The sequence below is a fragment of the Cupriavidus ulmosensis genome, assembly GCF_977008105.1.
Genome location: NZ_CDRMWP010000002.1, coordinates 1,668,441 through 1,680,970 on the forward strand (window position 1 = coordinate 1,668,441; position 12,530 = coordinate 1,680,970).

The following is a 12,530-nucleotide window of genomic DNA, read 5'->3' on the forward strand; positions in this document are numbered from 1 at the left end:
CTATGAACGACCAAGCCCGGGACGCTGTGGACAGCGCCAACCTGATGGAACGCCTGCTGTACGAGGTGAAGCGCGTGGTGGTGGGACAGGACCACTTTCTCGAACGGGTGCTGGTGGCCATCCTCGCCGGCGGCCACCTGCTGGTGGAGGGCGTGCCGGGGCTGGCCAAGACGCTCACCGTCAACACGCTGGCCAAGACCATGAGCGGCTCCTTCAAGCGCATCCAGTTCACGCCCGACCTGCTGCCGGCCGACCTGGTCGGCACCCGCATGTACAACCAGGGCACCGGCGAGTTCTCCACCGTGCGCGGGCCGGTCTTCGCCAACCTGCTGCTGGCCGACGAAATCAACCGCGCGCCGGCCAAGGTGCAGAGCGCGCTGCTGGAAGTCATGCAGGAGCGGCAAGTCACCATCGCCGGCGAAACCCATCGCGTGCCCACGCCCTTCCTCGTCATGGCCACGCAGAACCCGATCGAGACCGAAGGCACCTACCCGCTGCCCGAGGCGCAGGTCGACCGCTTCATGATGAAAGTGCTGGTGGGCTATCCCACCGAGGAAGAAGAAGTCGTCATCGTCAACCGCGTCACCGGCCCGCGCATCAGCGTCAGCCCCGTCGCCACGCCCGAGCACCTGACCGGCCTGCAGGAACAATGCCGCAAGGTCTACGTCGACCCCGGCCTGATCCAGTACGCGGTGCGCGTGGTGGCGGCCACCCGCAAGCCGGGCGGCTACGGCCTGGCCGAGCTGGACCGCTACGTCTCCTTCGGCGCCAGCCCGCGCGCCACCATCGGCCTGATCGAAGGCGCGCGCGCGCTGGCCTTCCTGCGCGGGCGCCACTACGCGCTGCCCGACGACGTGATCGACCTCGTGCCCGACGTGCTGCGCCACCGCGTGACGCTCTCCTACGAAGCCATGTCCGACGGCATGACGGCCGACCAGCTCATCACGCGCATCCTGCAAGCGCTGCCCGTGCCCGAGCGGCCGCTGGAATCCCATGTTCGGGCGGCTGCGCGCTAGGCGCCGGGGCGGCCCGGACGCCGCGCCCGCACAGCCCCCCGCCGGCACCGCGCCTGCCGACGGACCGCCCGCCCGCGTCGGCGCCAGCCAGACCGAGGCCCTGCTGCGCCGCCTCGAGTGGACCGTGGTGCGCCGCCTCGACGGCCTGCTGCAAGGCGACTACCGCACCCTGTTCCGCGGCTTCGGGCTCGACCTCGCCGACCTGCGCGAATACCACCCCGGCGACGACGTGCGGCACATCGACTGGAACGTCACCGCGCGCCTGCAAACGCCCCACGTGCGCGAATTCCAGGAAGACCGCGAGGTCTGCGCGTGGTTCCTGCTCGACCTGAGCGGCTCGATCGACTTCGGCTCCGGCGAGGTGCGCAAGCGCGACCTGCTCAGCGACTTCACCGCCGTCATGGCCAGCCTGCTCACGCGCTATGGCAACCGCGTCGGCGCCGTGCTCTACGGCGGGGCGGCGGACACCGCCGCCGCCGTGGTGCCCGCGCGCTCCGGGCGCCGCCACCTGCTGCATCTGCTCGACCGCATCCGCGCCACGCCCGCCGCCTCCCCCGGCGACACCCGCCTGCGCGACCTGCTCGAGCGCGCGCGCGCCGTCGCCAAGCGGCGCTCGGTGCTGTTCGTGGTCTCCGACTTCATCAGCGCCCCCGGCTGGCAGGCCTCGCTCAGCCTGCTGGCGCGGCGCCACGAAGTCATCGCCGTGCGGCTGGTCGACCCCCTGGAAATGGCCCTGCCCGACCTTGGCCTGGTCGTGCTGCAGGACGCCGAAACCGGAGAGCAGATGTTCGTCGACACCCACGACCCCGCCTTCCGCAAACGCTTCGCCGCCGCCGCCGAAGCGCGCGAGACCGAGCTGCGCCTCGGCTTCGAGCGCGCCGGCGTGGAATGCCTGACGCTGTCCACCTACGCGCGCCTCGACCTCGCCCTGCTCCACTTCGCCCGCCAGCGCCACCACCTGCAAAGCGCCCAAGGTGTCCAGAGCAACGCCAAGGGGGCCGCATGACCGACGCCCTGACCGGCCTGCCCGCCTTCAGCTTCCAGTGGCCCAGCATGCTGTGGCTGCTCGCGCTGGTTTTCCTGCTGACCGGCGCCTACGTCTGGCTCGATGCCCGCCGCCGCCGCGCATCGGTGCCCTACCCCACGCTCAAGACCGTCGGCCTCGCCATCCAGGGTGGCGCGCGCTGGCGCCGCCACGTGGCGCCCGCGCTCATGCTGCTGGCCCTGACCGCGCTCATCGTCGCCATCGCCCGGCCCCAGGCCGTGATGATGCTGCCCTCCCGCATCGAAACCGTGGTCCTGGTCATCGACCTGTCCGGCAGCATGCGCGCGCAGGACGTGCAGCCCAGCCGCATCCGCGCCGCCCAGCGCGCCGCCAAGACCCTGCTCGACGCCCAGCCCGCCGGCGTCAGCGTCGGCGTGGTCGCGATGGCCGGCACCGCCGCCCTGGCGCAAGCCCCCATCCGCCGCAAGGAAGACGTGGCCACGGTCATCGACAACCTGAAGCCCCAGGGCGGCACCGCCATCGGCAACGGCCTGCTCATCGCCCTCACCACGCTGCTGCCGCAACTGGGCAGCGACGCCGCGCAATTGCTGGACGACGACGACTCGCCCGCCAAAGCCGCCGCATCGCGCAAGGCAGCCAAGGGGCAGCAAGCCTCGCCCGGCAGCACCGGCGGCGCCGACGCCGCCAAGCCCGGCTCCTACGCCGCCGGCGCGATCGTCCTGTTCTCCGACGGTGAAAGCAACGCCGGCCCCGCCGCCATGCAGGCCGCGCAACTCGCCGCCGCGAATGGCGTGCGCGTGTACACCGTGGGCGTGGGCACCACCGACGGTGTGGTGCTCACGGTCGACGGCTGGTCCGCCCGCGTCAAGCTGGACGAGCAGGTGCTCAAGCAAGTCGCCGACGCGACCGGGGGCGAGTACTTCCGCCTGGAAGATGCCAACAGGCTCAAGCAGGTGTACCGCGCGCTCAATGCCCGGCTGGCCTTCGACAAGCGGGATCAGGTCGAGATCACTGCGTTCTTTGCTGCGCTGGGGGCGTTGCTGGCGGCTTGCGCGGGGATGCTGTCGCTTTGGTGGTTTGGGCGGGTGGTCTAGGCGGCAGTTCTTTAGTGCGGGCCTCAATACAAGGCTTGAACACGGTCCACCGCCTGATCCAGTTGCTGTTTCAGCGGAGTCAGCAAGGCGTGCAGGCCATTGTTGGCTGCCTGCTCTTCGGCCTGTAGCTCCAGCAGGTTTAGGAAAGACTCCAGCCCGGCGCTGACGCGCAGCAGGTCATGGCAGGTTTGCTGGATGGTCTCGTGGTTACGGTGGGCGCCCAGGGTGGATTCGTGGGCGGGGAGCAACGGGGCGGCGATTGGCTTGGCTTCTTTTGCGGATTGTTTGGCTTCGGCGGCCGTGCGGGGGTGGCGTTGGCGGGCGGTCATGGGTGGTTCCTTTGGGACGTAGATGGTGTATTGATATGTTCGTTCCACGAGGATTGGAGCGCCACGGACGGAATTACCCATCGGGGGGATTTGTTTTTGCTGGAGTTGGAGAGAGGCGGTTTTCTTCGCTCTTTCGGTTGAGCAACGTTGCGCAGCCGATGGTGGATTCCGGAGTCGCCGGCCGGTGTTACCCCCCGTGGCCATCTCACTGCTTCGAAGCAGAGTGTCTGTTTGGCCACAGAGCTAACGCTATGTTGAGCGGAGTTGGACGGTTATTGCTGATCCGTTATCACCGTTCGGACCGCCACGACAGTAACGGCCGTCTTCGAATTTCTAACAGTCCTTGTTACCGGATCGCCTGCCCTTGTTGACTAAAGTGGCGACTCCCTTATCAACATTAGCATAACTGCTGTAATCTGCAGGACGAAGGCCACCGCCGTGCTTTTCCCACCGGTGAATGGTACCCCACTGATGTTAAGAGACTCAGTCAAAAAAAACAGGGAGAATCGGCTCTCTGTTTTCAGACTGTTACTCTGTTACTCTATCTCTTCGAAGTTTTGATGACGCTAGAAGCGTTGCGCGAGCCCCGCTATTTGCTTGGCGGTCGTTGCAATCTCCGTCGAATCGCCGTTGCGCCAGTACACGTCGTCCCCATAGTACGAAAGCTCTTCCTGCGGTGGCACCGTGAATACGATCACTCCCAGCCCATAGAACGAATTGTAGTCGATGTGAGAAAGAATGGAATCACGAAGAACGGGAGATAATGGCGAATTTTTGATTGCCTCCTTCCACTTGGTATAGTAGTCCTCGACCGAGAGACCAAGCACTTTTGCCTCTCGAACTACACCGACAATATAGCGTTTCCCAACCTTCTTTGGTTCGATGCCGTCCAGCTGTTTGACCCTAGTCGCGTCAGCATTTTTGTCGGTTACTCCGATCAATACCTTTCCAGCACGCTGTGGGCCATTATTTGCGATTGCAGATAAAGTCTTTAGCACTTTGTCGATCAGAGCATCATCTATTTTTCTGTCGTTACCGAGCATCAACATTCCCTGTTTCAACTCATAATCAGAAAGCTCGATTTCCGATCGACGAATGGCAGACTCGATATCCACGGTCGCGTGGTTTCCGTAAATCAATTTAGTCACTTCGGCTCTGATGAAGCCACTAAGGAAATGCTGATCAATGAGCTTTGCGCGTGATGTTGCTCAGGCTATTGACTTCGGTTTTCGCAATGCGGGAGAGAAAGACCAATTCAGCACGGTTTTTCCCGGGTTTTGCGCCTCTCCTGGCGCGCTTGGCGCGCTCAGCACGGACTGCTCCCCCGTGAGGCCAACAACGGTTTCCTGGCAAGCACCAGATTCGCCAGACCAAACAGGCTGAGCAACTGCGCCGTGTTCTTGACCAGGCCCTTGTAGCGAACCTTACGATGACCAAAGAGATTCTTGATGACGTGGAACGGATGCTCGACCCGCGCCCGAATCTGGGCCTTGGCCCGCTCGACGGCGATCAGCAAGTCCTTGACGGTGCCGTCATGCATCGTCTTAATCTTGCCGCGCTTGACGGCCACCTGCCACTTCACGGACTTGCCTTGCATCTCGTCGCGCTTCTCCACGCCCGTGTAGCCCGCATCGCCAAACGCATGCTCCTCGTGACCATGCAGCAAGGCATGCGCCTGCGACACATCCGAGGGATCATGCCAAGATGCGGCCAATCGGCGATCATAAGCCCTGGGGTTATATAGATAAGCAAAAACATTTCGGTTAGTTATAACTCTGGTCTGGAACTTTGCCATCGTCCTCGGCTAGACTGGCTGGCCCTTCAGAGATTGCCGAGATCCTGTATGGCCACCGTCGAGCGTACCGCCTACCCGAGTTTCCCGAAGGTTTTCTCCACCAAGGAGTTACAGGCGTGTTACACGCCGGATGCCGAGGAACTGGAGTGGGCCACCCGCTCAACCCGTGGACAAGGTCCGCGACTTGGCTTGCTGGTGCTGCTGAAGGTCTTCCAGCAACTGCATTACTTCCCCAACCTGGACAGCATTCCCGTCGTCGTGATCGACCATGTGCGCGCCAGCGCTGGTCTGGCGCTAGATGCCGCATTTGGCTATGACCGCAAGCTGTCCCCCACGCTGTACCGGCATTACACGGCGGTACGCGAATTTCTCGGCGTCCAGCCCTATATTGGCACGGATGCCAACGAGGTCACGATCCGCGCCGCGCGCGAAGCCGCGGAAACGATGGACCAGCAAGTGGACATCATCAATGCCACCATCGATGCGCTGATCCTGCGCCAGGTCGAGCTGCCAGCGTTCTCCACCCTAGACAACATCGCCGAGCAGATTCACACCCGCACGCAGACCGCGCTGTTTCGACGCGTCGCAAGGCGCTTGTCGGATGAGGAACGGCAGCGGCTGGACCGGCTTCTCACCCGGGAATTCACCAACCGCCTGACCGCCTACAACAACATCAAGCGCCACGCGCGCCGTCCATCACGCAAGCATCTCAGCCTACTCATAGAACACCTGACCTTACTCGACGGTCTTGGCGATTTCTCTCGCGCAATCGCAGGCGTGCCCGCCTCGAAGCTGCGCTCGCTGGCCAGCCAGGCCATGAGCCTGGACGCGGCCAATCTACGGGAGATCCTGCCTGAGAAGCGCTACACGCTGATCGTCGCCTTGCTTAACCATATGCGCGTGCGCACCCGCGACGATCTCGCGGAGATGTTCATCCGTCGCATGGGCACCATCCACAAGCGGGCGCGCGATGAGATGGAGCGCATCCAGTCCCGTCAGCGCGCGCAGATGGAGAAGCTGGTCACCTTGCTCGACGGCGTGGTCGATATCGTCGCCGATGGCCAGGACGACGCGCTGATCGGCCGGCAGGTGCGCCGCTTCCTCGCGCCGTCCGGCGATCTGGAGCCGCTGCGCGAGAGCTGCGCCGAGGTGCGGGCCTTCAGCGGCAACAACTACCTGCCGCTGCTATGGCGGCATTTCCGCGCGCACCGCTCCGTGATGCTGCGCCTGGCGCAGGTGCTTGAATGGGAGTCGACCAGCCAGTCGCGCACGCTGCTGGCGGCACTTGCGGTGGTGCTGGACAACGAATCCCTGCATCGCGAATGGATTGCCGCCGACGTCGATGTGAGCTTCGCCTCGGAACGCTGGCGAAAGCTGGTGCGCCGCCCCCACGACCAGGGCGCCCCCACCAATCGGCGCTACCTGGAACTCTGCGTGCTCTCGCATATGGTCAACGAGCTACGCTCCGGCGACCTGTGCGTGGTGGGGTCGGATGCCTTTGCCGATTACCGTGCGCACCTACTGCCCTGGCGGGAATGCGAACGGCGCCTGCCCGAATACTGCGCCAAGCTGGACATGCCGGCCAACGCGCAGGACTTCGTGGCGCATCTACGCCAGTGGCTGACCGACACGGCGCGTACGCTGGATGCCAGTTTTCCCGACAAGCGCCAGCACGTCACCATCGGCCAGGACGGCGAACCCGTGCTCAAGCGGACGATCGCCAGGGAGATCCCGGCCAGCGCGGTGGCCCTGCAACAGGCGCTGATCCGGCGCATGCCCACGCGCAATCTGCTGGACGTGCTGGCCAACATCGAGCACTGGACCCACTTCACGCGGCACTTCGGCCCGCTCTCCGGCAGCGACCCCAAGATCCGCAATGCCGCCGAGCGCTACCTGCTGACTATCTTCGCCATGGGCTGCAACCTGGGGCCCACCCAGGCCGCCCGCCATATGGGGGATCGGGTCACGCCGCACATGATGTCGTTCGTCAACCGCCGGCATCTGAGCCTGGAGCGTCTCGAAACCGCGCAGCGGGAATTGATCGAACTGTATCTGCGGCTCGACCTGCCCAAGCACTGGGGGGATGGCAAGACCGTCGCGGCTGACGGCACTCAGTACGACTTCTACGACAACAACCTGCTGGCCGGCTACCACTTCCGCTACCGCAAGATGGGCGCGGTGGCCTACCGGCACGTGGCCGACAACTACATCGCGGTGTTCCGGCATTTCATTCCGCCCGGCGTGTGGGAAGCCATCTACGTGATCGAGGGTCTGCTCAAGGCCGGCTTGAGTGTCGAGGCCGATACCGTGCACGCCGACACCCAGGGCCAGTCGGCCGCGGTGTTCGCCTTCACGCATCTGCTGGGCATCAACCTGATGCCGCGCATCCGCAACTGGCAGGATCTGAAGCTTTACCGAGCCGATGCCAACACCAAATACAAGCACATCGACCGGCTGTTCTCGGACATCGTGGACTGGGAGCTGATCGCCTTCCACTGGCAGGACCTGATGCAGGTAGCGCTATCGATTCAGGCCGGAACAATCTCCTCGCCGCTCCTGCTGCGCCGGTTCGGCTCGGAAAGCCGCCGCAACCGCCTGTTTCTGGCGGCGCAGGAACTCGGCAAGGTCGTGCGCACAGCGTTCCTGCTCGAATGGATCGGCAGCCGCGAGTTGCGCCAGGAGATCACCGCGACCACCAACAAGATCGAGTCCTACAATGGCTTTGCCAAATGGTTCTCATTCGGCGGTGACGTGCTGGCCGAAAACGACCCCGACGAACAGCAGAAGCGCCTGCGCTACAACGACCTGATCGCCTCGGCCGTGATTCTTCAGAACACGGCGGACATGATGCAGGCCCTGCGCGCGATGGTGAAGGAAGGGATCAAGGTCGACGTGGCCGACATCGGCTTCCTGAGTCCCTACCTCACCAGCAACATCAAGCGCTTCGGCGACTATAAACTCAATTTGGAGCGGTTGCCGGAAGCCTGGATTCGCGACAGCCTCTTTGCCGGCCCCGCCCATTCCGTCCGCAAACCGCGTCATGCCTGACACCGATACCCCTTACGGCAGGGTCGACGCCGAGGCGTTGCAAGCGCTTCGGGACACGTTCGACACGACCACCATCCTGCGCGTGGTGGACCAACTCGATGCGATCCGCGCGCGTTGCTGTGAGCCAGCCGGGCTGCGCGACGATCTGCTGTGCTTGCACGGCATGGCACATACTCTGATCAACGGCGCCGCATTGTCGTATCCAACCACTGGTCCGACCCTCGTGGACCAAGCCGAGGCCATCATAGAAGAACTGGACGACTGGATCGTGCTGCTCAAGCGCGCCGTGCATGCGCTGCGCCCACTAGAGCCGCTGCGCCCCCGCGACGATGTCTGACTCGGCCAGGTCGCTTGCCCGTCGAGACGGCACATGTGAGGCCGGCTGCGACGAAGCGGCAGAAGCAGAAGCCGGAACGAGCTGGAGCAGCGTAGCCGCATCCACTACGCCCTTTGGCGAACTTTTCCCGCTAGCAGCGATGCGATCAGCGGGCAGGATACGTTGCCCTGGCGGGCATGGCAGGCGCACACCAGCTCAGACAGCACGGCCTCCATGCGTCTCAGGTCGGCAAGCTTTGCGCGCACGTCGTTGAGCTTGCGCTCGGCCAGGCTGCTGGCTTCCGCGCAATGAGTGCCGTCCTCCAGGCGAAGCAGTTCGCCGATTTCTTCCAGACTGAATCCCAGCCGCTGGGCCGATTTCATGAAGCGCACCCGGACCACAGCCGTTTCGCCATAGCGACGAATCCCGCCGGCGGGCTTGTCTGGCTCTGGCAGCAGCCCCTTGCGCTGGTAGAACCGGATGGTCTCCACGTTGACACCAGCCGCCTTGGCGAAGGCGCCGATGGTCAGGTTCTCCAATTCGCTCCACATATCGCTTTGCTCCGTACATTAGTACGGAAGTAAGGTTACGCTATCCCTTTCCTACTTCGAAAGGACAAACGCATGCCGCAACCGCAAGCCGGGCGCCGTGCGCTCTTCGCCGGCGGGCTCGCCGCCATCCTCGCCTCCACCTGCTGCCTGGGGCCGCTGGTCCTGATCGCGCTTGGTTTCAGCGGGGCCTGGATCGGTAACTTAACGGCGCTGGAGCCATACCGGCCGCTGTTCCTCGGCACCGCAGTGCTGGCGCTGTTCGTCGCCTGGCGGCGCATTTTCCGTCCGCCGCAAGTCTGCAACCCGGGGGAGGCCTGCGCCATCCCGCAGGTACACGCCACCTACAAGCTCATGTACTGGCTCGTCGCCCTGCTGGTTCTGGTCGCGCTCGGATTTCCCTACGTCACGCCATGGTTCTACTGATCAGGAGTTCGCCATGAGAAAGCTGTTTGCCGCCCTCGCTCTCGCCGCCGCCGTCGCTCCCGCATGGGCCGCGATGCAAACCGTCACATTGTCCGTGCCGGGCATGACCTGCGAGACCTGCCCGATCACGGTCAAGAAAGCGCTCTCCAAGGTCGACGGCGTAAGTAAGACCAGCGTGAGTTTCGAGAAGCGCGAGGCCGTCGTCACCTTCGATGATGCCAAGACCAGCGTGCAGAAACTGACCAAGGCGACCGAGAACGCGGGCTATCTGTCCAGCGTCAAGCAGTAAGCCACGGGAGCGAGGGAGCGACGCCATGGGACTGATCATGCGCATGGTCAACAAGGCCGGTGCCCTCGGCAGCGTCGTCTCGGCGATGGGTTGTGCGAGTTGTTTTCCCGCTATCGCCAGCTTGGGCGCGGCCATTAGCCTGGGCTTCTTGCGTCAGTACGAGGGACTGTTCATTCGTATCCTGCTGCCGGCGTTCGCTGGCATCGCGCTGCTCGCCAATGGGATCGGATGGCTTAACCATCGGCAGTGGCAACGGACCGCGCTCGGCGTGATCGGCCCGCTCCTTGTGCTGGCCGCGGTGTATTTGATGGTTGGCTGGTGCAGCGAAGCGCTGCTCTATGTCGGCCTGGCCTTCATGGTCGGGGTATCGATCTGGGACTTCGTCTCGCCGGCGAAGCGCTGCGGCGCACCGGACGCCTGTGAACTGCTGGCCAAACGCGGCTGACGCGCGTTGGCCATGATAGAAGGAACTGTGGCATGACCCACCTGAAGATCACTGGCATGACCTGCGACGCGTGCGCCGTCTACGTCAAGGATGCCTTGGAGAAGGTGCCGGGCGTGCGGTCGGCGGTCGTGTCCTACCCGAAGGGGACGGCGCGGATCGCTGCCGAGCCCGACACGTGGCCGGATGCGCTGACCGCGGCCGTGGCCGGACTCGGCTACCGGGCCATGCTCGCCGAGGCCCCGCCGGCGGAAAATCGCGGCAGCCCGCTCGACAAGGCCCTAGGCTGGCTGGGCGGCGGCGACAAGGGCGGGGACCAAGCCAGCGCCCTGCGCATTGCCGTCATTGGTAGCGGCAGCGCCGCGATGGCGGCGGCGCTCAAGGCCGTCGAGCGAGGCGCGCGGGTGACGCTGATCGAGCGCGGCACCATCGGCGGCACCTGCGTCAATGTCGGCTGCGTGCCGTCCAAGATCATGATCCGCGCGGCCCACATCGCTCATCTGCGTCGCGAAAGCCCGTTCGACGGGGGCATCCAGGCCACGCCACCGGCGATCCTGCGCGAGCGCCTGCTCGGCCAGCAGCGGGGGCGTGTCGATGAGCTGCGCCACGCCAAGTATGAGGGCATCCTGGCAGGCACGCCTGCCATCACGGTGCTGCGCGGCGAGGCCCGCTTCCAGAACGGGCACACCCTGAGCGTGCGCGTGGTCGAAGGCGGGGAGCGCGAGGTGGCGTTTGACCGCTGCCTGATCGCCACTGGCGCCAGTCCGGCGGTGCCGCCGATCCCCGGTCTGAAGGACACCCCGTACTGGACCTCGAACGAGGCGCTGGCCAGCGACACCCTGCCGAAGCGGCTGGCCGTGATCGGCTCGTCGGTGGTGGCTGTGGAGTTGGCGCAGGCCTTCGCTCGGCTCGGCAGCCAGGTCACGATCCTGGCGCGCAGCACGCTGTTCTTCCGCGAGGACCCGGCGATCGGTGAGGCCGTCACGGCCGCCTTCCGCGCCGAGGGCATCACAGTGCGGGAACACACGCAGGCCAGCCAGGTGGCCTACGCCGACAGCGAATTCGTGCTCACTACCGGACACGGCGAGATCCGCGCCGACCAGTTGCTGGTCGCCACGGGCCGCGCGCCCAACACGCGTGAGCTGGCACTGGAGGCGGCGGGTGTGAGGGTCACCGCGCAGGGCGCCATCGTCATCGACAATGGCATGCGCACCACGGCGCCGCATATCTACGCCGCCGGCGACTGCACCAACCAGCCGCAGTTCGTCTACGTGGCGGCGTCGGCCGGCACCCGCGCGGCGATCAATATGACCGGAGGCGATGCCGCGTTCGATTTGAGCGCATTGCCGGCGGTCGTGTTCACCGACCCGCAGGTCGCCACCGTGGGCTACAGCGAGGCGGAAGCCCACCACGACGGCATGGAGACCGATAGCCGGCTGCTGACGCTCGACAACGTGCCGCGCGCGCTCGCCAATTTCGACACGCGCGGCTTCATCAAGCTGGTCGCCGAGGCAGGATCGGACCGCTTGATCGGCGTGCAGGCGGTGGCGCCGGAAGCAGGCGAACTGATCCAGACGGCAGCATTGGCGATCCGGGCGCGGATGACCGTGCAGGAGCTGGCAGACCAGTTGTTTCCGTACCTGACAATGGTCGAGGGCCTGAAGCTCGCGGCGCAGACGTTCAGTAAAGACGTGAGCCAGCTATCCTGTTGTGCCGGATGACGAGAAAGGGAAACACTTTGCCGGCATCAGCTGGCATTATGAGAGACAAAGCGTGAACAAATCGTCAATTTGGAAAGTCATCTTGATTGTGTGCGCTGCCATCGGCGTGCTTGCCATCCTTGGTGTGGTAGGCATGCTTTTGATGCATCAGCGCATGATGGGTGGCCTGAGCTGTTGCTAGCCCGGATGCAAGCAAAGTAGCGGCGGCCTGGGCACCGACGTCGCCCATACCATGATGATTCAATGGAAGCCAAGCCCCCACCCGTGCGCGCCGTAGCGGCAAGCAGGTAACCCGTGGACGCCCCCTTTCCGACCGCTATTTACGCCGTCTCGTCGACCTCCTGGTGCGCTTGCGCGAGACCGTGCCATGCTGGTTGGGGGTTCGCCGGCGAGAGCCGTGCTGTCGTCGCAGATACCAAGCAAACAGTCCGAGCATACCAAGGATGATTGCCAGTGAGCTCAGGACGACGACGAGGACATCGTGGGGCAGATCAAAAGGG

The 12,530-nt window shown here is 64.6% G+C and carries 13 protein-coding genes and 1 pseudogene; 9 read left to right on the top strand and 5 right to left on the bottom strand.

Annotation, left to right across the window (positions count from 1 at the left end; all coding sequences use genetic code 11):
* The first annotated feature begins 2 nt into the window (after nt 1-2).
* The 3 genes from ACWTPI_RS27090 to ACWTPI_RS27100 are packed head-to-tail and all read left to right on the top strand — an operon-like array spanning nt 3 to nt 3,116.
* A complete protein-coding gene (locus ACWTPI_RS27090) occupies nt 3-1,016 on the top strand; it encodes an AAA family ATPase (protein WP_454733265.1) in 1,014 nt (337 codons plus the stop codon).
* The gene (locus tag ACWTPI_RS27095; RefSeq protein ID WP_454733266.1) at nt 994-2,022 is read left to right on the top strand and encodes a DUF58 domain-containing protein; all 1,029 of its coding nucleotides are present in this window, start codon (nt 994-996) and stop codon (nt 2,020-2,022) included. The genes ACWTPI_RS27090 and ACWTPI_RS27095 overlap by 23 nt, the downstream gene beginning before the upstream one ends.
* Entirely contained in the window at nt 2,019-3,116 is a 1,098-nt protein-coding gene (locus ACWTPI_RS27100; RefSeq protein WP_454733267.1) for a VWA domain-containing protein, read from the top strand. Before ACWTPI_RS27095 ends, ACWTPI_RS27100 begins: the two co-directional genes overlap by 4 nt.
* Before the next feature lie 23 nt (nt 3,117-3,139).
* Here ACWTPI_RS27100 and ACWTPI_RS27105 read toward each other — a convergent pair whose 3' ends face one another.
* The 3 genes and pseudogenes from ACWTPI_RS27105 to ACWTPI_RS27115 form a co-directional block, all read right to left on the bottom strand.
* On the bottom strand, nt 3,140-3,445 hold the full coding sequence (locus tag ACWTPI_RS27105) for a DUF1484 family protein (protein ID WP_454733268.1): 306 nt from the start codon (nt 3,443-3,445) through the stop codon (nt 3,140-3,142).
* Nucleotides 3,446-4,011: 566 nt separating this feature from the next.
* Nucleotides 4,012-4,593, bottom strand: coding sequence for an AlbA family DNA-binding domain-containing protein (locus ACWTPI_RS27110; protein WP_454733269.1), 582 nt, complete (start codon nt 4,591-4,593; stop codon nt 4,012-4,014).
* A gap of 158 nt (nt 4,594-4,751) precedes the next feature.
* Nucleotides 4,752-5,135 (bottom strand): annotated as a pseudogene (locus ACWTPI_RS27115) (transposase); the annotation flags it as partial.
* Nucleotides 5,136-5,288: 153 nt separating this feature from the next.
* Between ACWTPI_RS27115 and ACWTPI_RS27120 the strand changes: the two are divergent.
* Complete coding sequence (locus ACWTPI_RS27120) at nt 5,289-8,288, top strand: Tn3 family transposase (protein WP_454731549.1); 3,000 nt, start codon at nt 5,289-5,291, stop codon at nt 8,286-8,288.
* A complete protein-coding gene (gene tnpC / locus ACWTPI_RS27125) occupies nt 8,281-8,625 on the top strand; it encodes a Tn3 family transposase post-transcriptional regulator TnpC (RefSeq protein ID WP_454731550.1) in 345 nt (114 codons plus the stop codon). Before ACWTPI_RS27120 ends, tnpC begins: the two co-directional genes overlap by 8 nt.
* A gap of 104 nt (nt 8,626-8,729) precedes the next feature.
* Here tnpC and merR read toward each other — a convergent pair whose 3' ends face one another.
* Nucleotides 8,730-9,155 (bottom strand): Hg(II)-responsive transcriptional regulator, encoded by a 426-nt coding sequence (gene merR, locus ACWTPI_RS27130; RefSeq protein ID WP_454731551.1) that lies wholly within the window; start codon nt 9,153-9,155, stop codon nt 8,730-8,732.
* A 72-nt stretch (nt 9,156-9,227) separates the two neighbouring features.
* Here merR and merT point away from each other — a divergent pair, with 72 nt between their 5' ends.
* Genes merT through merA form a run of 4 tightly spaced genes read left to right on the top strand, consistent with a single transcriptional unit; the run spans nt 9,228 to nt 12,030 of the window.
* A complete protein-coding gene (merT, locus tag ACWTPI_RS27135; protein WP_454731552.1) occupies nt 9,228-9,578 on the top strand; it encodes a mercuric ion transporter MerT in 351 nt (116 codons plus the stop codon).
* Nucleotides 9,579-9,591: 13 nt separating this feature from the next.
* Nucleotides 9,592-9,867 (top strand): mercury resistance system periplasmic binding protein MerP, encoded by a 276-nt coding sequence (merP, locus tag ACWTPI_RS27140; protein WP_454731553.1) that lies wholly within the window; start codon nt 9,592-9,594, stop codon nt 9,865-9,867.
* 25 nt (nt 9,868-9,892) lie between these two features.
* Nucleotides 9,893-10,312 carry an organomercurial transporter MerC gene (merC, locus tag ACWTPI_RS27145; protein WP_454731554.1) on the top strand — a complete coding sequence of 140 codons (420 nt, stop codon included), beginning with the start codon at nt 9,893-9,895 and terminating at the stop codon, nt 10,310-10,312.
* Between the two features lie 32 nt (nt 10,313-10,344).
* The gene (merA, locus tag ACWTPI_RS27150) at nt 10,345-12,030 is read left to right on the top strand and encodes a mercury(II) reductase (RefSeq protein WP_454731555.1); all 1,686 of its coding nucleotides are present in this window, start codon (nt 10,345-10,347) and stop codon (nt 12,028-12,030) included.
* Nucleotides 12,031-12,094: 64 nt separating this feature from the next.
* Here the strand turns inward: merA and ACWTPI_RS27155 are convergent, their stop codons facing one another.
* Nucleotides 12,095-12,259 carry a hypothetical protein gene (locus ACWTPI_RS27155; RefSeq protein WP_454731556.1) on the bottom strand — a complete coding sequence of 55 codons (165 nt, stop codon included), beginning with the start codon at nt 12,257-12,259 and terminating at the stop codon, nt 12,095-12,097.
* Nucleotides 12,260-12,530: the final 271 nt, after the last annotated feature.

Coding starts and splice junctions, on each gene's coding strand:
- ACWTPI_RS27090 (WP_454733265.1), top strand. CDS start 3: ATGAACGACCAAGCCCGGGACGCTGTGGACAGCGCCAACCTGATGGAA.
- ACWTPI_RS27095 (WP_454733266.1), top strand. CDS start 994: ATGTTCGGGCGGCTGCGCGCTAGGCGCCGGGGCGGCCCGGACGCCGCG.
- ACWTPI_RS27100 (WP_454733267.1), top strand. CDS start 2,019: ATGACCGACGCCCTGACCGGCCTGCCCGCCTTCAGCTTCCAGTGGCCC.
- ACWTPI_RS27105 (WP_454733268.1), bottom strand. CDS start 3,445: ATGACCGCCCGCCAACGCCACCCCCGCACGGCCGCCGAAGCCAAACAA.
- ACWTPI_RS27120 (WP_454731549.1), top strand. CDS start 5,289: ATGGCCACCGTCGAGCGTACCGCCTACCCGAGTTTCCCGAAGGTTTTC.
- tnpC (WP_454731550.1), top strand. CDS start 8,281: ATGCCTGACACCGATACCCCTTACGGCAGGGTCGACGCCGAGGCGTTG.
- merR (WP_454731551.1), bottom strand. CDS start 9,155: ATGTGGAGCGAATTGGAGAACCTGACCATCGGCGCCTTCGCCAAGGCG.
- merT (WP_454731552.1), top strand. CDS start 9,228: ATGCCGCAACCGCAAGCCGGGCGCCGTGCGCTCTTCGCCGGCGGGCTC.
- merP (WP_454731553.1), top strand. CDS start 9,592: ATGAGAAAGCTGTTTGCCGCCCTCGCTCTCGCCGCCGCCGTCGCTCCC.
- merC (WP_454731554.1), top strand. CDS start 9,893: ATGGGACTGATCATGCGCATGGTCAACAAGGCCGGTGCCCTCGGCAGC.
- merA (WP_454731555.1), top strand. CDS start 10,345: ATGACCCACCTGAAGATCACTGGCATGACCTGCGACGCGTGCGCCGTC.
- ACWTPI_RS27155 (WP_454731556.1), bottom strand. CDS start 12,259: ATGGGCGACGTCGGTGCCCAGGCCGCCGCTACTTTGCTTGCATCCGGG.